Source organism: Streptomyces diacarni, from assembly GCF_003323715.1.
GTDB lineage: Bacteria > Actinomycetota > Actinomycetes > Streptomycetales > Streptomycetaceae > Streptomyces > Streptomyces diacarni.
The window spans coordinates 215,205-236,625 of the sequence record NZ_QOIN01000048.1; the positions used below are offsets into that span (position 1 = coordinate 215,205).

Genomic DNA, 21,421 nt, shown 5'->3' on the forward strand with positions numbered 1-21,421 from the left:
CGACATCGCGGCGCGGTGACGCTTGCGCCGCGCACGCGTGCGCGCTGTTCTGAGCCGTGCCGTGCCGCGCGCTGCCCCGACCCGACCGTGCGGAAGGCCGAGGAGCGCCGGAAACAAGCGCCGGGAGCAGACGGGCGCCAAGAAGCGGAACAGGACCGGAGTGAGGATGTCTGTGCCGAGGTCCAGCGCGGCGGCCGCGCACGAGGCGGTCCCGGACGCGCCGACACCCCCTCCGCGGCCGTCCGCCGACGACACCGCGCGCGAACGCGAGTCGGACGCCGTACGCGAAGGTGAGCCGGAGCGCGAGCCGGGCCGCGAGCGCGAGTTGGCGGCCGCGCTGCTGGAGCTGGCCGGCGCGCGCGTACCCGGTACCGCCCCCTCGCACGCCCCGGCCGGGGACACACCGGGCGCCGCGCACGAGGCCTCATCGGACGCCGCACCCGGGGCCTGCCCCGCAGGTGGGGCGGACGCCCCGGACGAGGCCGCCGCCCGCGAGGACGGGGCGCACGCCGCGCGCGAGAGCGCCCCCGGCGGCTGCCACCCGCTGTTGGTCGCACTGGCGGACCGCGTGGACCGCCGCCTCGCACGCGGCGGGCGGCGCGGTGAGACCACCGCGCTCCTCGCGCGTTCCGCGGCACGCGGCCCGGCACCCCACGGCCACAGCGGCACCCACGCCGCCCTGCTCCAGCAGGCGGAGCACGAACTGGGGGAGGGACCCGCCACCGACACCCTGCGCACGGGGACCCGCATCCCCTGGCTGCTGCTGGACGGCGCAGACACCGCACGGTGGCCGCGGTACGGCCCCGTGGCGCGCGAGGCGGGCATGCGCGCGGTGCTCACCGTCCCGCTGCACGGCGAGGGCGTCGCGGGTGGGACGGCCCACCGCAGTGCGACGGACCGGCCGCACGCGCCGACGGGCGTGCTGGTCGTGCACCTCCACGACGACGACCCGCTCGACGTGGCGACGCACGCGGCTCTCGGCTCACTCGCCGAGGCGTGCGCGCTCGGCCTGGCGCACCAGGCGGCGCTGCGCCGTGCCGAGGAACTGCAGCGGGCGCTGAGCAGCCGGATCGTCCTCGAACAGGCCAAGGGGATGCTCGCCGAGCGCCGGCACAGCACCCCGCAGGAGGCGTTCCGCACGCTGCGCGCCTACGCCCGCTCCCATCGGCGGGACCTCCATCAGGTGGCCCGCGACCTGGTCGAGGCCCGGCTCGACGGCCCGCCCTTCGCCCCCTTCGACTGCGACCCGAACCGCTGACCGCGGCGCCACCCCACCGGCGCGGCCCGGGGCGCGAGGGGGGATCGCGTAGTGCCCCGGGCCGCTCGGGCCCGCCGCCGATAGGCGCGGCGGCGGGCCCCCGCACCAGCGGGGAGTCGCCGTCCAAGTCCCCGTGGTGCGCCCGGCGGTCGCGCCGCCGGAAGTCCCATCATCCTCTCTGCGGACAGGGTTCCGAGCGACTTCGGCCAAATGGGCCGAAGTTGATTCCGTGACCAGCGAAGACCGTTCCCGGTCCGCCACGTTCCCGAGGAGGGGCGGCGGGCCGGGCGGGGCCGTGCGGCCGCGGCCTGTGGGCCGCACGGGCGGCCCCGCCTGAACCGCGCCCACCGCGCCCACCGCGCCCACCGCGCCCTGAAGAGCGTCACCGAGCAGGGCGGGGAGTGGTCCTACGACCTGCGTGAGCGCTCCGAGAACACGCCTCACCGGCTTTCCGGCCGGCGGATACGCAGGGGCGGCAGGCTGAAGGGCGGGGCACCCGCGTCTCATCCTCGGAGTGCGGCACTCGCCCACTCGAAGTTCAGCACTCGTCCACGTTGTTGGGCGACAGTTCACCGTCGTCGGTCAGGATCGACGTGTGCGTGTCGATATACCCCGTGCCGCCCTCAAATTCGATCTTGTACGCGTCGGCGTATCCCATGCCGTTCGCGTCCCTCTGGCCGCGCTCGATGCACTTGACGGTCACCTTCGACAGCGTGGTCAGCGTGCCGATCGGTTGGCGGCCCCGGCTGTCTGCGGACGGCCAGACACTCACGTCGTCGTAGTCCATGATCTTTCCCTCGGTTCCGCAACCGACCAGCGTCACGGCCGAGACCGCGGTGACCAGTGCTGACACCGCCAAGCGTTTGTTCGAGCCCATGGGTCGATCCCCCGTGTGAGTCGCGGCTTCACTGCGGGCATCGAACTCCCTTGACCGTCCCCCGACAAGATGCCGAACCGGCCACCGTCTGCGAGTCGTCCATGGGCCTGGGCCGCGATGACCGCCCACTGCGCCCCGGCACCTGCTCGTGGTGAATCGACTCAGCCGGACAGGGGCGGGTGACGTAGGCAGCGTGCAGCTGCGAGGGAAGGGTCGCCTGTGGCTCCCCCGTGGACTACTGGGCGGCGAGTCCTTCGATCTCGATGAGCATGCGCGGGTCGGACAGGGCTCTGACCTCGGCCAGCAAGCTGGCTGGACGGCAATCCGCCTCGGCCAGTACGTCCAGCACCGCGTCGTAATTGGCTGTCACCGCGCCGATGTCGACGGTGAAGATTCTGATCTGGACGAGATCGCTGAGGGCGAAACCGACCTTGTGCAGCGTGTCGCCCAAGCGCTGGAACGTCACCTGGATCTGGCCGCGGATGTCACCCACGGCGGCGATGCCTCCCGAGTCGTCCCGCGCTTCGTGACCGGCGACGGCGAGCCAACGCTGCGGCTGCTCGATCAACACGGCCCTGTTGTAGGCCAACCTGTCACCGAAGTGACGCGGGTCGATGTCCTCACGGTCCATGCGTCCACTGTGCCCCGGCGAACACCTCGATGCCGCCTTCCTGTGCGCAGGTCCCGCAGATGGTCGACACGATGCCCCGCCCCGCCTGTCTGCCGCGGTGGTGCTGCCGGCTAAAGCTGCGCACCGGAATGGTGAGCCGCTCGGCCCGTGCGCCCGCGTCCGCCGTCGTCACGCTGCGGGTCTGTGCGTACCTGTGACCAGGGGAAAACGACCGCACCCGGTCGGCTGGACTCCGTGACGGGAGCCAGCGGACCGGGTGCGGGCCTTCGGACACTGCGGAGAAAACCGCAGACCAGGCGGATGAGAAGGGGGTCAGCCCTTCTTGGTCTCCCAGAAGATCTTGTCGATCTGGGCGATGTAGTCCAGCGCCTTCTGCCCGGTGGCCGGGTCGGTGGAGCCCTTGGCCGTGCTGAGCGCCTTGAGGGTGTCGTTCACCAGCTGGTGGAGCTCCGGGTACTTCTCGAAGTGCGGGGGCTTGAAGTAGTCGCTCCACAGCACCGAGACGTGGTGCTTCGCCAGCTCCGCGCGCTCCTCCTTGATGACGGTGGCGCGGGCCCGGAAGTGGGGGTCGTCGTTGGCCTGGTACTTCTCCTGAATGGCCTTCACGGACTCGGCCTCGATCCGGGCCTGAGCGGGGTCGTAGACGCCGCACGGCAGGTCACAATGGGCGCTGACCCGCACCTTCGGTGCGAACAGTCGGGAGAGCATAAAAGCCATCCTTCCTCGTGATCGTCTTCTCACGTGCGAGATTACTCCGTGTGGGAAGCCTTTTCGCGTGTGCCCCCACGGGCTTAGGACAAAAGTCCAGTCGCGGACTGGATCTGCTGGAGTAATCGGGCCGGGCACGGTGGCGCGGCCGGGACGACCGGAGGCGGAGAAAATGCCGGAGGGTACGCCACAGCGCGGGCCGTTGAAGAGGATCGGTCTCGCGGAGGTCTACAACCCTTCGATGCGGCCGACGCTGCGGCCAGGTGACCACCTGGTGGTCACCTACGGCGCGGCCGTGCGCGCCGGGGACATCGTCGTGCTGCGCCACCCCTTCCAGCACGACCTGCTCATCGTCAAGCGCGCGGTCGAGCGGCGCCCGGGTGGCTGGTGGGTCAGGGGCGACAATCCGCTGGTGCTCAACGACAGCCGCGAGTTCGGCGCGGTGCCCGACGACCTCGTCATCGCGCGGGCCTGGCTGCGGCTGCGGCCTCCGCGCGGGGCGGGGCACTCGCCCGTGGCGGCGGCGCGCTGGGTCTTCTCCGCGGTGCGGCCGGTGACAGGACCCCTGCGGCCGCGTTCGCCCGCTGTACGGGCGGATGCACCGGCGGTGTCGGACTAGGTCGGACCAGCCGGCCCCGTCGGCCCGTCGGCACCCCTGCTCAGCCCGCCGCGGCGGTGGCACCTGCTGCACCTGTTGCACCGGCCGCACCCGTGGCGCCGGCCGCACCCGTGGCATTGGCCGCGCCCGTGGCACCCGCCACGCCTGTGGCTCCGGCCGCGCCCGCCCCACCCGTCGCATCCGTCGCATCCGTCGCATCCGTGGCACCCGCCGCACCCGTGTGACCCTCCGCACCCGTCGCGTTATCCGAGGTATCGGGGTTCTCGGTGCTGCTTTCGCGCCGCTTGCGTGCTCGGTAGGCGGCCACGTTGGCGCGGGTCGCGCAGCGGTCGGAGCAGTAGCGGCGGGAGCGGTTGGTGGAGGTGTCGAGGTAGGCGTTGCGGCAGGGCGTCGCCTGGCAGATGCCCAGCCGGTCCACGCCCAGGTCGGTGAGGTGGAAGGCCAGCCCCATGCAGGCTGTGGCCGCGTAGGCGGCGGTCGCGTTCGCGGGCTGTTCGGCCAGGTGCATGTGCCAGCGCGGGCGCCCGTCGCTGTCCAGGTCGCCGTGCCCGGAGATCTGCGGGCTCGTCGGGAACTCCATCAGCAGGGCGTTGAGGAGGTCGACGGCGCGCACCTCGTCGCCCTCGGAGGCGGCGGCGAAGACCGCGCGCAACCGGGTGCGGACGGCGCGCAGCCTGCCCACGTCCGCGTCGGTGGCGCGCCGCCACGTGGAGCTGTTCGCCCCGAACAGCTCGCGCACCGCGTCGACGGAGGTGAGGGTGTCCTCCCCGCGGTCAGGCTGCTCACTGTTGACCAGTCGCACGGCCAGATCAGAGTAATAGTTGAGTTCCACTTGTGATCCTTACGGCGGACATTCTATGGTCGGTAACAGCTGAATCCACTACGAGGGTATTACGACAGAGGGGGCGCCATGACGACCCACGCACTGCCCGAGGCGGACTGGCAGGCCTGGCAGAACAGTTGGGACCGGCAACAGGAGGAGTACCTGCCCGACCGCGAGGAGCGGTTCCGGGTGATGCTGGAGATGACCGAGGCCCTGGTCGGCCCCGCACCCAAGGTGCTCGACCTGGCTTGCGGTACGGGCAGTATCTCGGATCGGCTGCTCACGCGGATGCCGCAGGCCTCGACTGTCGGAGTCGACCGGGACCCCGCGCTGCTCACCATCGCCCGCGGCACCTTCGCCGCCGACCGGCGGGCCCGGTTCCTGACGGTCGACCTCGGCGACCCGGACTGGACCGGCGCGCTGAGCCAAGAGGGCCCCTTCGACGCCGTACTGACCGCGACGGCGCTCCACTGGATGCGCACCGAACCGCTGCGCACCCTCTACGGGCAGCTCGCGGGACTGGTGCGGGAGGGCGGCGTCTTCATGAACGCCGACCACATGCCGGACGAGTCGACGCCGCGGATCAACGCCGCCGTCCACACGTACGAAGAGGCGCGGCGGCGGCAGCGCACGGGCGAGGGACGGCTCGACTGGGGCGGCTGGTGGGCGGCGCTGGCCGAGGACCCGGCGCTGGGGAAGGTCGCCGCCGAGCGGTTCGCCCTGTTCGGGAACCCGGCCGAGGTGCGGCACGACCACAACGACGAGGAGTTCCAGGACGCGGGGTGGCATGCGGCCACGCTGCGGCAGGTCGGCTTCGCCGAGGCGCGGGCGGTGTGGGCCTCGCCCACTGACGCGTTGGTGCTCGGGCTGCGGTGAGGGGGTCCGGCCCTCCGGGGCCTGGGGACGACCCTCACTTCTCGCGCGTCGAGAGGACCCGGAAGCCGTCGAGCGCCGGACGGCCCTGCCGGGCCGTCCGGCGCTCGGGACGGGGTGAGCCCCATGAGCCCCATGAGACGGAGCCTGAGTCCCATGGGAGGGGTCAGCGGCGGGCGACGCCCTCCGCTCGGGCCGCGGCCGCCACCGCCGAGGTGACCGCCGGGGCGACGCGCTCGTCGAAGGGGGAGGGGATCACCCGCTCGGGGCTCAGCTCGTCGGCCACCACGGCGGCCAGCGCCTCGGCGGCGGCGAGCTTCATGCCTTCCGTGATGTCGGTCGCGCGCACCTGGAGCGCTCCGGCGAAGATGCCGGGGAAGGCCAGGACGTTGTTGATCTGGTTCGGGTAGTCGCTGCGCCCCGTGGCGACCACGGAGGCGTACTTGCGGGCGACGTCCGGGTGGACCTCCGGGTTGGGGTTGGCCATGGCGAAGACGAACGCGTCCTCGGCCATGGCGGCGACCGCCTCCTCGGGCACCGTGCCGCCGCTGACGCCGATGAACACGTCGGCGCCGGCCAGCGCGTTCTCCAGGGAACCGGTGAGGCCGGCCTTGTTGGTGAAGCCGGCCAGCTCGCGCTTGACCTCGGTGAGGTCCTCGCGGTCGCCGGAGACGACGCCCTTGCGGTCGCAGACCGCCACGTCGCCGATGCCCGCCTCGATGAGGATCTTGGCGATGGCGACGCCTGCGGCGCCCGCGCCGGAGATGACGGCGCGCAGCTGACCGAGGGCGCGGCCGCTCAGTTTGGCCGCGTTGCGCAGCGCCGCGAGGGTGACGATGGCCGTGCCGTGCTGGTCGTCGTGGAAGACGGGGATGTCCAGCTTCTCCTTGAGGCGGGCCTCGATCTCGAAGCAGCGCGGTGCCGCGATGTCCTCGAGGTTGACGCCGCCGAACGAGGGCGCGAGCCGGACGACCGTGTCCACGATCTCGTCGGCGTCCTGGGTGTCGAGAGCGAGCGGCACCGCTTCCACGCCGCCGAACTGCTTGAAGAGGATGGCTTTGCCCTCCATGACCGGGAGGGAGGCCTTCGGGCCGATGTCGCCCAGCCCGAGCACGGCGCTGCCGTCGGTGACCACCGCGACGACCTGCGACTTCCAGGTGTAGTCGTCGACGAGCTCGGGCTGTTCGGCGATGGCGCTGCAGACCTTCGCGACGCCCGGCGTGTAGGCGAGGGACAGGTCGTCCGCGTCGCGCACGGGCACCGTCGCCTGCACGGCCATCTTGCCGCCCCGGTGCAGGGCGAAGGCCGGGTCGATGACGTCCGGCTCCAGCCCGTCCTTCTGGTTGACGATCTCCGCTGCCACTGTGTTGAACCCCTTATTCGAATCTGGTGAGGGTGACCGCTCCCTGCGGTGAGGAACGGGCGGGCACCGCGTCCGCTTCCCGGGCGAGCGGATGGCCGCGGCCCGGAGGGAGGTACGGACGCCGGGCGCGCCGCACACGCGCCCTGGTCCCCGGGTGAGGGGTGTAATCGACCTTTCTACCCGACGACCGCCGCTGCGGACGACTCACTTCCAGCCGCACCGGTGGCCATCCCGCCCCGAGCCGGGGCAAAACTGCGGATTGCGGGCAAGCCGTCCACGAAGTGAGACGAGGAGAGGGGTGTGCGGCGGGGCGGGCGCTGTTCGAGGGCCTCTACGGCCTCCTGGTGCGCCCTGTAATCGGATTCGCTTCTCCGTTATCCGATTTTGACCTCGGCGGCGTCCTGCACCCGCATGTCCGGATGGCAAGATGCCCCCCATCCGTTCATCCGTTCACGCGTCGGACACGGTCGCGACATCCGAAGGTGTGTGCCCGACCCACGGCTGCTCCCTCACCGCCAGGAGGACCCGCCCATGACCGCAAGCAGGCCCGTCACCGCAGGCACGACCGTGCGCGGGGCCGCGCGGCGCGCCCGGATCGTGCCCGTCGCCCTCGCGGTCAGCGGTGCCCTGCTGCTCGCCGGCTGCGGGGACCAGACGGACGGCGCGCAAAGCGGCGGCTCCTCGGGCGGCAACGCCGAGTTGAGCGGCAAGCTGCCGGACAAGATCCGCAACGCCGGTGTCATCAAGGTCGGTACCGACGCCGCGTACAAGCCGATGGAGTACAAGGAGGGCGCCGACATCGTCGGGCTCGACGTGGACATCGCCGAGGCGATGGGCGAGAAGCTCGGCGTCCGCTTCCAGTTCACCAACGGCACCTTCGACGGGCTGATCACCTCCATGCAGACCGGCCGCTTCAACATGATCATGTCGGCGATGACGGACACCAAGGACCGCCAGGAGGGCCTCGACGACGACGGCAAGAAGGCGGGCAAGGGCGTCGACTTCGTCGACTACCTCTCCGCCGGCTCCTCCATCCTGGTCCGCAAGGGCAACCCCGAGAAGATCGACTCGGTGGACCAGATGTGCGGCAGGAAGGTGGCCACCCAGCGCGGCACCACCTCGCACGAGATCCTCAAGGCGCAGACCGAGAAGTGCGTCGAGGACGGTGAGAAGAAGATCGATGTCGAGGCCTACAACACCGACGACGAGGCCCGGGTACGGCTGAAGACCGGAGGCGTCGTCGCCGACATCTCCGACTTCCCCGTCGCCGCGAACGCCGCCAAGTCCAGCGGCGACTTCGAGGTCGTCGGCAAGCAGATGCAGTCGGCCCCCTACGGCATCGCCGTCAGCAAGGACAACCGGAAGCTGAGGGACGCGCTCCAGGCCGCTATGAAGGCGATCATCGAGGACGGCAGCTACCAGCGGGCGCTGGAGAAGTGGGGCGTCCAGGACGGCGGCGTGAAGAAGGTCACCGTCAACGCCGGTACCTGAGCCGGGCCACGACAGACGAGAACCGCACCAAGGGCCCCGTGCAAGACCGCCCAGGACGCTGAGAGGCAAGCCCCCGTGAAAACACCCACCGAAGCGACCGAGTCCGACGGGACACCCCCGTCCAGGGACGTCCCGGAGGCCATCAAGGCCATACCCGTACGGCACTGGGGGCGGTACGTCTCCGCCGTCGTGGTCCTCGTGCTGCTGGCGCTGCTGGTGCGCGCCTTCGCCACCGCGGAGGGGCTGCGCTGGGGGTCCGTGGGCGACTTCTTCTTCGACGACCAGATCCTCGAAGGCGTCAAGAACACACTGGTGGTCAGCGTGCTCGCGATGCTCATGGGTCTGGTGCTCGGCGTCATCCTCGCGGTGATGCGGATGTCGAAGAACCCGGTGACCTCCTCGGTCGCCTGGGGCTACATCTGGGTCTTCCGCGGTACGCCCATCTACGTGCAGCTGCTGCTGTGGTTCAACCTCGCGCTGATCTTCCCGATCCTCGACATCATGCCGATCTACAAGGACGAGATGACCGACGTCATGACTCCGTTCATGGCGGCGCTCCTCGGCCTCGGCCTCAACGAGGCCGCCTACATGGCGGAGATCTGCCGGGCCGGCATCCAGTCGGTGGACGAGGGCCAGACCGAGGCCTCCCAGGCGCTCGGCATGACGCAGGCGCAGAACATGCGCCGCGTGGTGCTCCCGCAGGCGATGCGGGTGATCGTGCCGCCGACCGGAAACGAGTTCATCAACCTGCTGAAGACCTCGTCCCTGTGCTCCGTGGTCATGTACGAGGAGCTGCTGCGCAAGGGGCAGAACATCGGCAACACCTCCAGCGCCGTCGTCGAGCTGCTGATGGTGGCCACGGTCTGGTACCTGGTCATCACCAGCGTCTTCAGCGTCGGCCAGTACTACCTCGAACGCCGCTTCGCTCGGGGCTCGTCGCGGCAGCTGCCGGACACGCCCTGGCAGCGGGCACGCAAGAACCTGTTCACATTCGGCCGCGGCACCGGTTCCGGCGCCCAGGGCGCGGGAGGGATCGGCGCATGAGCACGATGGTCAAGGCCGAGGCCGTCCACAAGTCCTTCGGGCCCGTCCACGTCCTCCAGGGCATCGACCTGGAGGTGCGGACCGGCGAGGTCTTCTGCATCGTGGGCCCCTCGGGATCGGGCAAGTCCACCTTCCTGCGGTGCATCAACCACCTGGAGAAGATCAACGCGGGCCGGCTGTACGTCGACGGCACGCTCGTCGGGTACCGCGAGAAGGGCGGCAAGCTCTACGAGCTGCGCGACCGCGAGGTCGCCGCGCAGCGGCGCGACATCGGGATGGTCTTCCAGCGCTTCAACCTCTTCCCGCACATGACGGCGGTGGAGAACGTGATGGAGGCGCCCGTCCAGGTCAAGCGCGTGCCCAAGGCCGAGGCGCGCAAGCGGGCCGAGGACCTGCTGGACCGGGTGGGTCTCGCCGACAAGCGGGAGAGCTATCCCGCCCAGCTGTCGGGCGGCCAGCAGCAGCGGGTCGCCATCGCGCGGGCCCTGGCGATGGACCCCAAGCTGATGCTCTTCGACGAGCCGACCTCCGCGCTCGACCCCGAACTGGTGGGCGAGGTTCTCGACGTGATGAAGGCACTGGCCAGGGACGGCATGACGATGGTCGTGGTCACCCACGAGATGGGCTTCGCCAGGGAGGTCGGCGACTCGCTCGTGTTCATGGACGGCGGCGTGGTCGTCGAGTCCGGCGACCCGCGCGAGGTGCTGGGCAACCCGCGGCACGAGCGCACCAAGTCGTTCCTGTCCAAGGTGCTGTGACCGCGGCTCGGCGCCGTTCGGCCGTGTTGTCGGCGTTGTCGGCGTTGTGGGTGTTGTCGGCGTTGCCGTCGTCGCAGTCGGTGGTGCCGTCGATCCTGGAATAGCGGGCGCCGATGTGATGCTGTGGGCGCCATGGCATACAACGCGCATCTGGGCAGGATCGGCATCTGGGCGAGCGCGCTGCGCACGGATGACGCCGCCCGCAGGCCGCAGGTGGAAGAGGCCGCCGCCGAGCTGGAAGAGCTGGGATACGGCACGCTCTGGCTCGGTGGCAGCCCCTCGCCCGACATGGCCTACCGGCTGCTGGCGGCCACCTCGCGGGCGACGGTGGGCACCAGCATCCTCAGCATCTGGCAGCACGCCGCGCCCGAGGTCGCCGCGCGCCACGCCCAGTTGACGGACGAGTTCGGGGGCCGTTTCCTGCTGGGCCTGGGCGTCAGCCACGACGAGGCCAAGAGCGGCGCCACGCTCGACCACCCGCTGGTCCACCGCCCCTACTCGGCGATGCGCTCCTACCTCGACGTGCTCGACAACGCGCCGCGTGGCGTGCCCGCGGCGCAGCGTGCGCTGGCGGCCCTCGGCCCGAAGATGCTGAAGCTGGCCGCCGACCGTTCGCTGGGCGCGCTGCCCTACCTCGTGACGGTCGAGCACACGTCCGAGGCCCGCTCCATCCTGGGCGCCGAACCGCTACTCGCGCCCGAGCTGAAGGTCGTCCTCCAGCCCGGCGGTGCCGACCGCGCCGAGGCCCGCGGCACCGCGCGCGACTACCTCTCCCACTACCTGGCCCTGGCCAACTACCGCAACAGCCTGCTGCGCCTGGGCTTCGCCGAGTCCGACTTCGACGGCGGCGGCAGCGACCGCCTGATCGACGCCGTCTTCGCCATCGGCGACGCGGAGGCGGTCCGCGCCCGCGTGGACGAGTTCTTCGCCGCCGGGGCCGACCACATGGCCCTTCAGGTGGTCACGGCGAACACCGGCACCGACCTCCCGCGCGCGGAGTGGCGGACCTTGGCCGAGTCCTTGCCGCTGCACGGCTGACGCCCCCGACGTCACCCGTGCGGGTGCACGTCGGGGTGATTCCGTACGACAAACCGCCCGCGTCGCCAAGGCTGTCTTCCCGAGGGAACACCGACGCGTTCAAGAACTACGTGCGCTGAGCGCGTGAGATGGATCGCTTGCACCCCGCGCGCGCTGTCCCGCGCGGGAGAGCGCGCGTAGCGTCGGCGGCATGTTTGCTGCTTACGCCGCGCGTATCGACAAGGAAGACCCGCTGGCCGGGCTGGAGCTGGGGGAGAGGCCTGAGCCGAAGGTGCCGCCCGGGTGGACGGCCGTGGCGGTGAAGGCGGCCTCCCTCAACCACCACGACCTGTGGTCCCTGCGCGGCGTGGGTCTCGGTGAGGAGGCGCTGCCGATGATCCTCGGCTGCGACGCGGCGGGGATCGACGACGACGGCAACGAGGTCGTGCTGCACTCCGTGATCGGGCAGACGGGGCACGGCGTCGGCCCGCGGGAGCCCCGCTCGATCCTCACGGAGCGCTACCAGGGCACGTTCGCCGAACGGGTGGCCGTGCCGCAGTGGAACGTGCTGCCGAAGCCGAAGGAGCTGTCCTTCGAGGAGGCCGCCTGCCTGCCGACCGCGTGGCTGACGGCGTACCGGATGCTGTTCACGAACGCCGGCGTGCGCCCCGGCGACTCCGTACTGGTGCAGGGTGCGGGCGGTGGTGTCGCCACCGCGGCGCTCGTGCTGGGCGCGGCCGCAGGGCTGCGGATGTTCGCCACGAGCAGGGACGAGGCCAAGCGGCAGCGCGCCCTCGACCTGGGCGCCGAGGCCGCTGTGGAGTCGGGTGCGCGGCTTCCGCACCGGGTGGACGCCGTGCTGGAGACGGTGGGCGCCGCCACCTGGTCGCATTCGGTCAAGTCGCTGCGCCCGGGCGGCACCCTGGTCATCTCCGGCGCCACCAGCGGGCCCAACCCGCCGGCCGCGGAACTGAACCGGATCTTCTTCCTGGAGCTGAAGGTGGTCGGCTCGACCATGGGCAGCAAGGAGGAGCTGGCCTCGCTGCTCAACTTCTGTGCGGCCAAGGGCATCCGTCCCGTCGTCGACACGTCCCTTCCGCTCGACCGCGCCCGTGAGGGTTTCGCGAAGATGGCGGGCGGCGAGCTGTTCGGCAAGGTCGTGCTGACGGTCTGATTCCGCTGACGGGCGGCCCGCCGTGCGGCATACTCGCCACTCGAACCGGTCTTTGGCGCAGGAGAGTTGTGGTGCGGGTGAGCGGGGTGGAGCCCGACGCGGTACGCGCGCGGACCGGCACGGGCGTCCGTGCGGTCGACGAGGCCGGCCTGGGCGCCGCCCGCGCCCTGCTGCACGCGGTCTTCCGTACGGACCCGGTCAGCCGGTGGATCTTTCCCGAGGAGGGGCACAGGGAGGAGCGGCACCCCGGCCTGTTCGGCACCTTCCTGGCCTGCGCCCACGCGTACGGGACCGCCGAGATGACGGACGACGGGGAGGCCCTCGCCCTGTGGTTCGACGTACGGGACGGTGCGCTGCGCGGCGGCGAGGAACTGGCCGCCGCGCTGGACCACGTCGACCCCGGCAACACCCGGCTGTCGGCCTTGGGTGAGGCCACCGACGAAGGACACCCCCACGAGGACCACGCCTATCTCCAGGCCATCGCCGTCACACCGGGCCGCCAGCGCCTGGGTATCGGCGGCGCGCTGCTGCGGCACCGGCTCGCCGTGTGCGACCGGCAGGGCCTGCCCGCCTACCTGGAGGCGTCCTCGCCGCGCAGCCGGGCCCTGTACGAGCGGCACGGATTCGCCGTGCGGGGCAGCGGCATCCAACTGCCCCAGGGCGGGCCCGTGATGTGGCCGATGTGGCGCGAGCCGGGCGGATGAGCGCGCGGCACCGTCCCGCGTCCCCTCTGCGCTACTTCGCCGGCAAGGCTTGGCTCCCCTACTTCTCCGGCGCGACTTGGCCCCGCTCTTTCTCCGGCAGGAACCGTGCCACGTACTCCGCGAACGGCGGGATGCCCACCTCGCTGCGGTAGGTGTCCATCCTCTCCGGGTCCTCCACCGGCCACAAGATCGGCTCCCCGGCGTCGGACATGCCCTGGATCTGGGTGCCGTAGCGCTGGGGCAGGCCCGCGTTGACGTGCAGCCGGTCGCGGAGGAAGGCCAGCCGGGCAGGTCCCTCCTGCCCCGCCGTACCGTCCTCGACCGCCTGTTCCAGCAGCCGCAGGGCCAGCCGCTGCACGTCGAGTTGGCGGTCGGCGTGCTGGGCCACCAGCCAGGCGCCGAGCACCCCCTCTTCTCCCACCTCCCGGGAGGTCGGCCAGTGGCCGTGCGCTTCCAGCAGGGCGCGCAGCCGGTCACCGTGCCGGGCGGTGAGCCGCCGCCAGGCGAGTTGCTCGGCCGGGTCCGGGCTGTTGGCCCGAGCCGAGGCGGCGTGGTCCGCCGCCTTCATCGCGGTGAGTTGGTCACCGAGTTCTTTCGCGAGTGCGGACGCGGGGGCGGGTTCGGCATGCATGTGCTCACCCTAGGAGCGGTATCCGCGCCGGATCTCGTCCTGTGAGACGGTGACGAAGCCCCCTCCCCGGGGCCATCATGGAACATACGGTGAGCCGCTGCGGCCGGCCGGGGCGCGGCCCCGGCGCCCCCCCCGCTCCCCCCGCTCGCCCCGTCTCCTTCCCGCCCGCGGCGTGGTCCGTCCCGCTCAACGGGAGCTTCGGCACCGGCCCGGTCCGCTCCTGCCTACGGTCCGAGAGCCGATCGGAGGCGACGGAGGGGACGGGAGAGCACATGCTGGACGAGGCCGAGCGCCGCAAGGCCGCCGACGCGCTGGGCGCGGCCGAGCGGGCGCGCACACCGGTGCCGCCCCTGCGCGTCACCTGGCCCGCTATCGACACCGACGACGCGTACGCCGTCCAGCTCCTGGGCATCCACGACCGGTGCGTGGCGGGCGCCCGCGTCGTCGGCCACAAGGTCGGGCTTTCCTCGCCCGTGATGCAGCGGATGATGGGCGTCGACGAGCCCGACTACGGACACCTGCTCGACGACATGGAGCTGAGCGAGGACACCCCCGTGGAGGTGGCACGCTACTGCGCGCCCCGCATCGAGGTGGAACTCGCGTTCGTGCTCGGCGCCGACCTGCCCGCCGGGGACTGCACAGTCGAGGACGTGCTGCGGGCCACCGAGGCGTTCGCACCGGCCATCGAGCTGATCGACAGCCGGATACGGGACTGGGACATCCGCATCGCCGACACCGTCGCCGACAACGCCTCCTCCGCCGGCTTCGTGCTGGGACGAGGGCGGGTACGGCCCGCCGACGTGGACCGGTGCGCCGTGTCCGCCGAGCTGTACGGGGCCGACGGCGCGCAACTCGCCGCGGGGCGGGCCGACGCGGTGCTGGGGGATCCGGCACGGGCGGTCGCCTGGCTCGCGCGGAAGGTCGCCGGGTTCGGGGTGCGGCTGCGCGCCGGGGACGTGGTGCTGCCCGGGTCCTGTACGCGGGCCGTCGACGTTCGGGGCGGGGCGGCCTACCGGGCCGCGTTCGGCGCGGGACTCGGCGAGGTGGCCCTCACCTTCGCCTGACGAGAGAGGCCCTGGTCGCCACCCCCGTCCTCGCCCCTCGGCGCTTTCGGTCTGCGGGGCGGCCGGGGCGGGCCGACGCAACCACCACAGACGGGAGAGCCACCCCTCATGTCAACGCAAGTGCCGCGCAAGGCGCGGGCCGCGATCGTCGGGCCCGGGAACATCGGTACGGACCTGCTGTACAAGCTGCTGCGATCCGCGCACGTGGAGCCCCGCTGGATGGTGGGCGTCGACCCGGCCAGCGAGGGACTGGAACGGGCCGCGCGACTGGGTCTTCAGACCAGCCACGAGGGGGTGGACTGGCTGCTGGAGCGGCCCGAGACGCCCGACCTGGTCTTCGAGGCGACCAGCGCGGCGGTGCACCGCGCCCACGCGCCCCGCTACGCCGAGCGCGGCATCCCCTGCGTCGACCTGACCCCGGCGAAGCTCGGTCCCGCCGTCGTCCCCGCGGTGAACCTGGACGCCCACCTGGACGCGCCGAACGTCAACCTGATCACCTGCGGTGGCCAGGCGACCATTCCCATGGTGGCCGCCGTCTCCCGCGTCGTGCCCGTCCCCTACGCGGAGATCGTCGCCTCCGTGGCGTCGCCGTCCGCGGGACCCGGCACGCGGGCCAACATCGACGAGTTCACCCGCACCACCCGCTGGGGCATCGAACACATCGGCGGTGCGGAGCGCGGCAAGGCCATCATCATCCTCAACCCGGCCGAGCCGCCGATGCTGATGCGCGACACGGTCTACTGCCGGCTTCCCGACCGGGTGGACGAGGACACCCGGCAGGCGATCACGGCCTCCGTCCAGGACATGGCCGCCTCCGTCGCCGCGTACGTGCCCGGCTACCAGCTGCGCGGCGAACCGCAGTTCGAGGAGGCGACGCCCACGGCACCCGCCCGGGTCGCGATCCTCCTGGAGGTCGCGGGGGCCGGCGACTTCCTCCCGCCGTACGCCGGGAACCTCGACATCATGACCGCCGCCGCGACCCGCGTGGGGGAGGGGTTCGCCGCGCGGATCACGGCACGGACGGGACCCGGCGCTTCCGAGCCGTCGTCGACCACCGCATGACCGCCCGAAGGGGAGCACCCACCTTGACCACGCCGACCACGCCGACCGCACTCGACATCCGGGTCACCGACTCCTCCCTGCGCGACGGCTCGCACGCCAAGCAGCACCGCTTCACCGCCGACCACGTCCGCTCCATCGTCGCCGCGCTGGACGACGCGGGCGTCCCCGTGATCGAGGTGACGCACGGGGACGGGCTGGGCGGATCCTCGTTCAACTACGGATTCAGCCACACCCCCGAACAGGAACTGATCGCCCAGGCGGTCAAGACGGCGACCAGGGCGCGCATCGCCTTCCTCATGCTGCCGGGGCTCGGCGTCAAGGACGACATCAGGGCGGCCTGCGACAACGGTGCCGAGATCTGCCGGATCGCCACGCACTGCACCGAGGCGGACATCGCCGACCAGCACTTCGGGCTCGCCCGCGAACTCGGCCTGGAGACCGTCGGCTTTTTGATGATGGCGCACAGCCGGCCCGCCGAGGTGCTGGCGGCCCAGGCCCGCCGGATGGCCGACGCGGGCTGCCAGTGCGTGTACGTCGTCGACTCGGCGGGCGCCCTCGTCCTGGAAGAGGTCACGGACCGGGTGGCCGCGATGGTCGCCGCACTCGGTGACGACGCCCAGGTCGGCTTCCACGGGCACGAGAACCTGGGCCTGGGCGTGGCCAACTCGGTGCTCGCCGTCCGCGCCGGAGCCCGGCAGATCGACGGCTCCACGCGGCGGTTCGGAGCGGGCGCGGGCAACACCCCGGTGGAGGCGTTCACCGCGGTCGCCGAACGCCTCGGCATCCGTACCGGCATCGACGTCCTCAAGATCGCCGACGCGGCCGAGGACGTGGTGCTGCCCGTCATGGACGAGGAGTGCAAGCTGGGCCGCCTGGAGCTGATGATGGGCCACGCGGGCGTCTACTCCAGCTTCCTCAAGCACGCCGACCGCTGGGCCCGCCGCTACGGTGTCTCCGGCGCGCGGATCCTGCTGCGCGCGGGGGAGCGCGAGCTCGTGGGCGGTCAGGAGGACCAGCTCATCGACATCGCCAGGGAACTGGCCGCCGAGGACGCCACGACCGCCCCGACAGGAGGCTGAGCCGCCCTCAGGCCTCCCGCCCTGGAAGCCTCTCCGCTACGGTCGGTGCCCGAGTTGCACGGGCCGGCCACGGCAGGCCGCCGCACGCGCGCCGCCGTGGCCGACGGCCGAGAGGACACCATGCGCACAACGCCCGGCTCACCAGACCAGGGCGCGCCTGGGCACGTGCTGGATGAGCGGAGTTGGTACGCCGCCAACGACGTTCTGGCGTTCCTGCTCGAACTGGCCGCTCTGGCGTGTCTGGGCTGGTGGGGAGCCGGTCCTGCGCGCGTGGGCCCCGGCTCTGGCTCCCGTGCGGTCAGCGGGCGCCGTCAGCAGGGGCGGTGTGTCGAGGGGTGGCCGGCTGAGGTGCGCCAGATATGCGCTGCTGCCTGGCGCACCAGGGAGGGGAGTCCCGAGGCGGACCGTACGCGCCCGGCGGGGCCGCAGACGGAGACGGCGGCCAGGGCGGGGGTGCTCTCGCCCGCGCCGACCACCGGGGCGGCGACGCACGCGACCCCGCGGATGGCCTCCTCGCGGTCGTGGGCCACGCCGCGTTCGCGGATCTGCGCCAGTTCCGCGTGCAGCCGCTCGGGGAGTCCGGCCGCCGTGGCGCGGGGTGCGTGGGCGAGCAGCGCCTTGCCCACGCCGGTGCGCGCGGCGGGCAGCCGGCCGCCGATCCGGGAGGGCAGCAGGGTGCCGAAGCGGTTGCCGACCTTGTCGAGGTAGACGACGTCGGCGGCGCCCTCGTCGAGGATCGCCAGGTGGGCCACCAGCCCGGTGGAGGTGTGCAGTTGGTGCAGGTGGGGTGCCGCGGCCTCGCGCACCCGGTCCTGGTGGATGACCAGGGCGCCCAGCTCCATGATCCGCATGCCGAGCCGGTAGGTGTGCGCGTCGCGGCGCAGGTACTTCACCTCGGCCAGGTGTTCCAGTATGCGGTGCGCGGAGGAACGGGGGAGTCCGGTTCGGCGGACGACCTGGGCGAGGGTCAGTCCGTCGGCGCTCTCGAAGGCGTCCAGGATCGTCACGACCCGGTCGATCATCGAGACCGGTGTGGACGCTGCGACGGCGTACTCCGTGGCGGTGACGCTCATGGGGCCTCCTAGCGGCGCTCGCGAGACACCTGTGTCTCGCTGCCGGGAGGCTACGCGCGGTCCGCGCCGGGCGGGAAGAGGGTTGCACTACCTAATCGAAATACCTCACGGGGTGTGGCGGGACGTACCCCGCACCCTCCCGGTCAGCGGGACCGGCCCCTGTGGGCGTCCTGCGGACCGGCCGAGACTCGGCCCATCGGCACCCAGGTGGAGGCGAGACGATGAGCGCGCGCAGCGGCACGGACCACGGACCACGGACCATCGAGGCGGGCGCACCACCCACCCGGTACGCGCGGGGCTGGCACTGCCTCGGCCTCGCCGCGGACTTCAAGGACGGCAGGCCCCACGAGATCGAGGCGTTCGGCACGAAACTCGTGGTCTTCCAGGCGGAGGGCACGGGTCGGCTGCACGTGCTCGACGCCTACTGCCCCCACATGGGCGGCAACCTCGCCGACGGCACTATCAAGGGCGACGCGCTCGCCTGCCCGTTCCACGACTGGCGGTGGGGCGGCGACGGCAGGTGCGCCGGCATCCCGTACGCGCACCGGGTTCCGCGCCGGGCCCGCACCCGCGCCTGGCGCACGCTGGAGGAGAACAAGCAGCTGTTCGTCTGGCACGACCCGCAGGGCGCGTCACCTCCTGAGGGGGTGACGATCCCACGCATCGAGGGGGCGTTCAGCGGCGAGTGGAGCGACTGGACCTGGCACACGCTGCGCATCGACGGCGCCAACTGCCGGGAGATCGTGGACAACGTCGTCGACATGGCCCACTTCTTCTACGTCCACCACTCCTTCCCCACCTACTTCAAGAACGTCTTCGAAGGGCACGTCGCCACCCAGTACATGACCAGCGACCCGCGCGAGGACATGACCGCGGCCGACACCCTCTCCGCGCAGGGCAGGCTGCGCTCCGAGGCCTCGTACCACGGTCCTTCGTACATGATCGACCACCTGTGGACGGAGGTCGGCGACGCGACCGTCGAGACGGTGCTGATCAACTGCCACTATCCGGTGGCGCCCGACGCGTTCGTGCTGCAGTACGGGGCCCTCGTCAAGAAGCTGCCCGGCATGAGCGACGAGGAGGCGGCGCAGGCCGCGGCCCAGGCGTCCGAAGGGCTGGCCGCCGGCTTCGAGGAGGACGTCGCCATCTGGCGGAACAAGACCCGCATCGACAACCCGCTGCTGTGCGACCAGGACGGTCCCGTCTACCAGCTCCGCCGCTGGTACGAGCAGTTCTACGTGGACGCGGAGGAGGTGGGCGCGGAGATGACCGACCGCTTCGAGTTCGAGATCGACACCGAGCGGGCCGTCACCGTCTGGCGCGCCGAGGTCGAGGCCAACCTGGCGAGCCGCCGGGACGCGGCCACCGCAGGGGAGGGGTGACCGGCCCGTGCTGGAGCCCGTGACCTGCACAACCTGCGGCACCCAGGTGCTGGTCGAGAAGCGCAGCCTCCCGCACACCACCGTGCAGTGGACTTCTCCGACCACCCGCTGCCCCGAACTGGCCGGGTGCGCGCCCGCGGGCGTCGCGGTCTGCACCCGGCTGCGGGCCTCGATCGAAGAGGCACTACGGGAGGGACGTTTGAGAGTGACCGGCGGCGACGGATGACCCGGCCCCCGGCACCTGCTCCGCGCTCACGCGGATCTTGGACTGGCCGTGGCCGCGCAGTTCCCAGTCGTCCATGAAGCGGGCGCGCAGACCGTGGCCGTTGGCCAGGGCGGTGAGGGTCTCGGTGCGGTAGTAGAAGTCCTCGCGCAGTACGTGGTGCTCGCTGCCCAGCGTGCGGTCGAAGGTGAAGTCGAAGAAACCGCCGGGCGCCAGCACGCGTCCGACGTGGGCCAGGCACTCGTCGATGATCGGAAGCGGGGAGTGCGAGAAGACGCTGTGCGCGTGGACGACGTCGAAGTGGGCGTCCGGGAGGAAGTCCAGGGTGAGGTCCTGGGTGAGGGTGAGGTGGGGCAGCTTGGACTGGAGGCCCTCGGCGGTGAGGGTGCGTTTCGCGGCGACGAGCACGTCGGGGGAGATGTCGATGCCGTAGTAGTGGCCGGAGTCGAGGTAGTCGATGAAGCGCCGGCCCGCGCGCAGGTTGCCGCAGCCGATGTCGAGCATCCGGTGCCCGGGTTCGAGCCCGTGGGCGCGCAGGTAGTCGAACTGGAGCTCGCCCAGCTGCAGCCATGCCTCGTGGGTGGGGCTGCCCACCGCGGCCTCCGGGCTGCGCCGGGTGTCGGAGGCCATGACGGCCCGGTAGTAACCGACGTGGTCACGGTGGGTGAAGGCCAGCCAGCGGTTCCGGCCGGCGCGCCTGAGGTGAGCCGGGACGCGGTGCGGGTGCGCCAGGGCGTAGCGGACCTTGTGGGCGAGCGCGGCGCGGTCGGCGTGGAGGTTCTTCCTGCTGGCCATGCGTACTCCGTCTCCGTCCCTGGGCCGCCCTGGACCGGGCCGCGGGGGCCCGCCGCGCGGGGTGGCGAGTGGCCGGCGCCGTACACACACGGTGCGGTCGTACGACGCACGTGACTACCGCCAGTCTCGGCAGCGGCGGACGGCGCCGGGTCAGCGGACTGGTCCGGTCGGCCCCTTCGGGTCACCCGCCGGGGCGACGCACGCGCCGTCGAGGTAGAGGCGCGTCACCGACTCGGCGGCCTCGTCGAGCGAGTCCCCGATCAGCTGCGGGTACAGCAGCGCGCCCTGGATGAGCACCCCGTGCAGCGCACCGAGGCGTTGCGCGCTCAGATCCGCGCGGAAGACGCCTTCCCGCTGCCCGCGCCGCGCCAGCTCGACCAGCGGCCCGGACACCGCCAACTCGCGCTCGCTCGGCCCCTCGGCAGGCCCTGAGGCCACCAGTGTCCAGTACGCGCGTCCCACCCCGAGCAGGGCGCGGGTGGTGCGCACCACCGTCGCGCGCAGCTCCCCGCCCTCGTGCAGTGCCGCGCTCACGGCGCGTACCCCCTCGTCGGCGGAGAACTGGGACAGCTCCGTCAGCAGCGCCTCGCGCGTGGCGAAGTGCCGGTAGACGGTGGCCCGGCCCACTCCGGCGGCCCGCGCGATGTCCGCCATGCCGGCGCCCGTTCCCCGCTCACGCAGCGCCGCCGCGGCTCCGCGCAGGATGACCCGCCGCTGGCGCACCGACTGGGAGGACTCTTCCGCACCGCTCACGCCAGGCACCCTACGCGGC

23 protein-coding genes and 1 pseudogene are annotated in these 21,421 nt (G+C 71.9%); 14 read left to right on the forward strand and 10 right to left on the reverse strand.

Going from position 1 to position 21,421, the window contains the following annotated elements:
- The first annotated feature begins 166 nt into the window (after positions 1-166).
- Positions 167-1,258, forward strand: a complete 1,092-nt coding sequence (locus DTL70_RS22795; protein ID WP_114023844.1) for an ANTAR domain-containing protein — start codon at positions 167-169, stop codon at positions 1,256-1,258.
- 538 nt (positions 1,259-1,796) lie between these two features.
- Here the strand turns inward: DTL70_RS22795 and DTL70_RS22800 are convergent.
- From DTL70_RS22800 to sodN, 4 genes are all read right to left on the reverse strand, one after another.
- Complete coding sequence (locus tag DTL70_RS22800; protein ID WP_114023845.1) at positions 1,797-2,135, reverse strand: hypothetical protein; 339 nt, start codon at positions 2,133-2,135, stop codon at positions 1,797-1,799.
- A 235-nt stretch (positions 2,136-2,370) separates the two neighbouring features.
- Positions 2,371-2,766, reverse strand: a complete 396-nt coding sequence (locus DTL70_RS22805; protein WP_114023846.1) for a Rid family hydrolase — start codon at positions 2,764-2,766, stop codon at positions 2,371-2,373.
- Complete coding sequence (locus tag DTL70_RS33275; RefSeq protein ID WP_147266804.1) at positions 2,756-2,938, reverse strand: hypothetical protein; 183 nt, start codon at positions 2,936-2,938, stop codon at positions 2,756-2,758. Before DTL70_RS33275 ends, DTL70_RS22805 begins: the two co-directional genes overlap by 11 nt.
- Before the next feature lie 140 nt (positions 2,939-3,078).
- Positions 3,079-3,474, reverse strand: coding sequence for a superoxide dismutase, Ni (gene sodN, locus DTL70_RS22810; RefSeq protein WP_114023847.1), 396 nt, complete (start codon positions 3,472-3,474; stop codon positions 3,079-3,081).
- A gap of 172 nt (positions 3,475-3,646) precedes the next feature.
- Between sodN and sodX the strand changes: the two genes are divergently transcribed.
- Positions 3,647-4,093 carry a nickel-type superoxide dismutase maturation protease gene (sodX, locus tag DTL70_RS22815; RefSeq protein WP_114023848.1) on the forward strand — a complete coding sequence of 149 codons (447 nt, stop codon included), beginning with the start codon at positions 3,647-3,649 and terminating at the stop codon, positions 4,091-4,093.
- Between the two features lie 247 nt (positions 4,094-4,340).
- On the opposite strand, the pseudogene DTL70_RS22820 reads toward sodX, so the two are convergent.
- Positions 4,341-4,925, reverse strand: a pseudogene (locus tag DTL70_RS22820) (CGNR zinc finger domain-containing protein); the annotation flags it as partial.
- A 78-nt stretch (positions 4,926-5,003) separates the two neighbouring features.
- Here DTL70_RS22820 and DTL70_RS22825 point away from each other — a divergent pair.
- A complete protein-coding gene (locus DTL70_RS22825) occupies positions 5,004-5,792 on the forward strand; it encodes a class I SAM-dependent methyltransferase (protein ID WP_114023849.1) in 789 nt (262 codons plus the stop codon).
- A 163-nt stretch (positions 5,793-5,955) separates the two neighbouring features.
- Here the strand turns inward: DTL70_RS22825 and DTL70_RS22830 are convergent, their stop codons facing one another.
- Positions 5,956-7,152, reverse strand: coding sequence for an NAD(P)-dependent malic enzyme (locus DTL70_RS22830; RefSeq protein ID WP_114023850.1), 1,197 nt, complete (start codon positions 7,150-7,152; stop codon positions 5,956-5,958).
- A gap of 531 nt (positions 7,153-7,683) precedes the next feature.
- Here DTL70_RS22830 and DTL70_RS22835 point away from each other — a divergent pair.
- The 6 genes from DTL70_RS22835 to DTL70_RS22860 all read left to right on the forward strand — a co-directional run bounded on the left by DTL70_RS22835 (position 7,684) and on the right by DTL70_RS22860 (position 13,340).
- Positions 7,684-8,643 carry an ABC transporter substrate-binding protein gene (locus DTL70_RS22835; protein WP_114023851.1) on the forward strand — a complete coding sequence of 320 codons (960 nt, stop codon included), beginning with the start codon at positions 7,684-7,686 and terminating at the stop codon, positions 8,641-8,643.
- Positions 8,644-8,718: 75 nt separating this feature from the next.
- Entirely contained in the window at positions 8,719-9,687 is a 969-nt protein-coding gene (locus DTL70_RS22840) for an amino acid ABC transporter permease (protein WP_114023852.1), read from the forward strand.
- Positions 9,684-10,445 (forward strand): amino acid ABC transporter ATP-binding protein, encoded by a 762-nt coding sequence (locus tag DTL70_RS22845; RefSeq protein WP_114023853.1) that lies wholly within the window; start codon positions 9,684-9,686, stop codon positions 10,443-10,445. The genes DTL70_RS22840 and DTL70_RS22845 overlap by 4 nt, the downstream gene beginning before the upstream one ends.
- A gap of 132 nt (positions 10,446-10,577) precedes the next feature.
- Entirely contained in the window at positions 10,578-11,483 is a 906-nt protein-coding gene (locus DTL70_RS22850; RefSeq protein WP_114023854.1) for a TIGR03620 family F420-dependent LLM class oxidoreductase, read from the forward strand.
- A gap of 190 nt (positions 11,484-11,673) precedes the next feature.
- Complete coding sequence (locus DTL70_RS22855) at positions 11,674-12,636, forward strand: zinc-binding dehydrogenase (protein ID WP_114023855.1); 963 nt, start codon at positions 11,674-11,676, stop codon at positions 12,634-12,636.
- Positions 12,637-12,713: 77 nt separating this feature from the next.
- Positions 12,714-13,340 carry a GNAT family N-acetyltransferase gene (locus tag DTL70_RS22860; protein ID WP_245979556.1) on the forward strand — a complete coding sequence of 209 codons (627 nt, stop codon included), beginning with the start codon at positions 12,714-12,716 and terminating at the stop codon, positions 13,338-13,340.
- A gap of 58 nt (positions 13,341-13,398) precedes the next feature.
- On the opposite strand, the gene DTL70_RS22865 is transcribed toward DTL70_RS22860, so the two are convergent.
- A complete protein-coding gene (locus tag DTL70_RS22865; protein ID WP_342776507.1) occupies positions 13,399-13,971 on the reverse strand; it encodes a DUF6624 domain-containing protein in 573 nt (190 codons plus the stop codon).
- A 272-nt stretch (positions 13,972-14,243) separates the two neighbouring features.
- Between DTL70_RS22865 and DTL70_RS22870 the strand changes: the two genes are divergently transcribed.
- From DTL70_RS22870 to dmpG, 3 genes are all read left to right on the forward strand, one after another.
- Positions 14,244-15,035: a 2-keto-4-pentenoate hydratase gene (locus DTL70_RS22870; protein WP_114023856.1), complete on the forward strand. Its 792-nt coding sequence runs from the start codon at positions 14,244-14,246 to the stop codon at positions 15,033-15,035.
- Positions 15,036-15,143: 108 nt separating this feature from the next.
- Positions 15,144-16,097, forward strand: a complete 954-nt coding sequence (locus DTL70_RS22875) for an acetaldehyde dehydrogenase (acetylating) (RefSeq protein WP_114023857.1) — start codon at positions 15,144-15,146, stop codon at positions 16,095-16,097.
- Entirely contained in the window at positions 16,094-17,176 is a 1,083-nt protein-coding gene (gene dmpG / locus DTL70_RS22880; protein ID WP_114023858.1) for a 4-hydroxy-2-oxovalerate aldolase, read from the forward strand. The genes DTL70_RS22875 and dmpG overlap by 4 nt, the downstream gene beginning before the upstream one ends.
- 311 nt (positions 17,177-17,487) lie before the next feature.
- Here dmpG and DTL70_RS22885 read toward each other — a convergent pair whose 3' ends face one another.
- On the reverse strand, positions 17,488-18,249 hold the full coding sequence (locus DTL70_RS22885) for an IclR family transcriptional regulator (RefSeq protein WP_114023859.1): 762 nt from the start codon (positions 18,247-18,249) through the stop codon (positions 17,488-17,490).
- Positions 18,250-18,470: 221 nt separating this feature from the next.
- Here DTL70_RS22885 and DTL70_RS22890 point away from each other — a divergent pair, with 221 nt between their 5' ends.
- On the forward strand, positions 18,471-19,631 hold the full coding sequence (locus tag DTL70_RS22890) for a 3-ketosteroid-9-alpha-monooxygenase, oxygenase component (protein ID WP_114023860.1): 1,161 nt from the start codon (positions 18,471-18,473) through the stop codon (positions 19,629-19,631).
- Between the two features lie 19 nt (positions 19,632-19,650).
- Entirely contained in the window at positions 19,651-19,857 is a 207-nt protein-coding gene (locus tag DTL70_RS22895; protein WP_220183645.1) for a hypothetical protein, read from the forward strand.
- Here the strand turns inward: DTL70_RS22895 and DTL70_RS22900 are convergent.
- Both DTL70_RS22900 and DTL70_RS33890 read right to left on the reverse strand, forming a co-directional pair.
- Positions 19,816-20,649 carry a class I SAM-dependent methyltransferase gene (locus DTL70_RS22900; RefSeq protein ID WP_114023861.1) on the reverse strand — a complete coding sequence of 278 codons (834 nt, stop codon included), beginning with the start codon at positions 20,647-20,649 and terminating at the stop codon, positions 19,816-19,818. The genes DTL70_RS22895 and DTL70_RS22900 overlap by 42 nt on opposite strands.
- A 150-nt stretch (positions 20,650-20,799) precedes the next feature.
- Positions 20,800-21,402: a TetR/AcrR family transcriptional regulator gene (locus tag DTL70_RS33890; RefSeq protein WP_245979562.1), complete on the reverse strand. Its 603-nt coding sequence runs from the start codon at positions 21,400-21,402 to the stop codon at positions 20,800-20,802.
- Positions 21,403-21,421 lie beyond the last annotated feature (19 nt).

Excerpts from the sequence above, each read along its gene's own strand:
- DTL70_RS22795 (WP_114023844.1), top strand. The coding sequence starts at position 167 with ATGTCTGTGCCGAGGTCCAGCGCGGCGGCCGCGCACGAGGCGGTCCCG.
- DTL70_RS22800 (WP_114023845.1), bottom strand. The coding sequence starts at position 2,135 with ATGGGCTCGAACAAACGCTTGGCGGTGTCAGCACTGGTCACCGCGGTC.
- DTL70_RS22805 (WP_114023846.1), bottom strand. The coding sequence starts at position 2,766 with ATGGACCGTGAGGACATCGACCCGCGTCACTTCGGTGACAGGTTGGCC.
- sodN (WP_114023847.1), bottom strand. The coding sequence starts at position 3,474 with ATGCTCTCCCGACTGTTCGCACCGAAGGTGCGGGTCAGCGCCCATTGT.
- sodX (WP_114023848.1), top strand. The coding sequence starts at position 3,647 with ATGCCGGAGGGTACGCCACAGCGCGGGCCGTTGAAGAGGATCGGTCTC.
- DTL70_RS22825 (WP_114023849.1), top strand. The coding sequence starts at position 5,004 with ATGACGACCCACGCACTGCCCGAGGCGGACTGGCAGGCCTGGCAGAAC.
- DTL70_RS22835 (WP_114023851.1), top strand. The coding sequence starts at position 7,684 with ATGACCGCAAGCAGGCCCGTCACCGCAGGCACGACCGTGCGCGGGGCC.
- DTL70_RS22845 (WP_114023853.1), top strand. The coding sequence starts at position 9,684 with ATGAGCACGATGGTCAAGGCCGAGGCCGTCCACAAGTCCTTCGGGCCC.
- DTL70_RS22850 (WP_114023854.1), top strand. The coding sequence starts at position 10,578 with ATGGCATACAACGCGCATCTGGGCAGGATCGGCATCTGGGCGAGCGCG.
- DTL70_RS22855 (WP_114023855.1), top strand. The coding sequence starts at position 11,674 with ATGTTTGCTGCTTACGCCGCGCGTATCGACAAGGAAGACCCGCTGGCC.
- DTL70_RS22865 (WP_342776507.1), bottom strand. The coding sequence starts at position 13,971 with ATGCATGCCGAACCCGCCCCCGCGTCCGCACTCGCGAAAGAACTCGGT.
- DTL70_RS22870 (WP_114023856.1), top strand. The coding sequence starts at position 14,244 with ATGCTGGACGAGGCCGAGCGCCGCAAGGCCGCCGACGCGCTGGGCGCG.
- DTL70_RS22875 (WP_114023857.1), top strand. The coding sequence starts at position 15,144 with ATGTCAACGCAAGTGCCGCGCAAGGCGCGGGCCGCGATCGTCGGGCCC.
- dmpG (WP_114023858.1), top strand. The coding sequence starts at position 16,094 with ATGACCGCCCGAAGGGGAGCACCCACCTTGACCACGCCGACCACGCCG.
- DTL70_RS22885 (WP_114023859.1), bottom strand. The coding sequence starts at position 18,249 with ATGAGCGTCACCGCCACGGAGTACGCCGTCGCAGCGTCCACACCGGTC.
- DTL70_RS22890 (WP_114023860.1), top strand. The coding sequence starts at position 18,471 with ATGAGCGCGCGCAGCGGCACGGACCACGGACCACGGACCATCGAGGCG.
- DTL70_RS22900 (WP_114023861.1), bottom strand. The coding sequence starts at position 20,649 with ATGGCCAGCAGGAAGAACCTCCACGCCGACCGCGCCGCGCTCGCCCAC.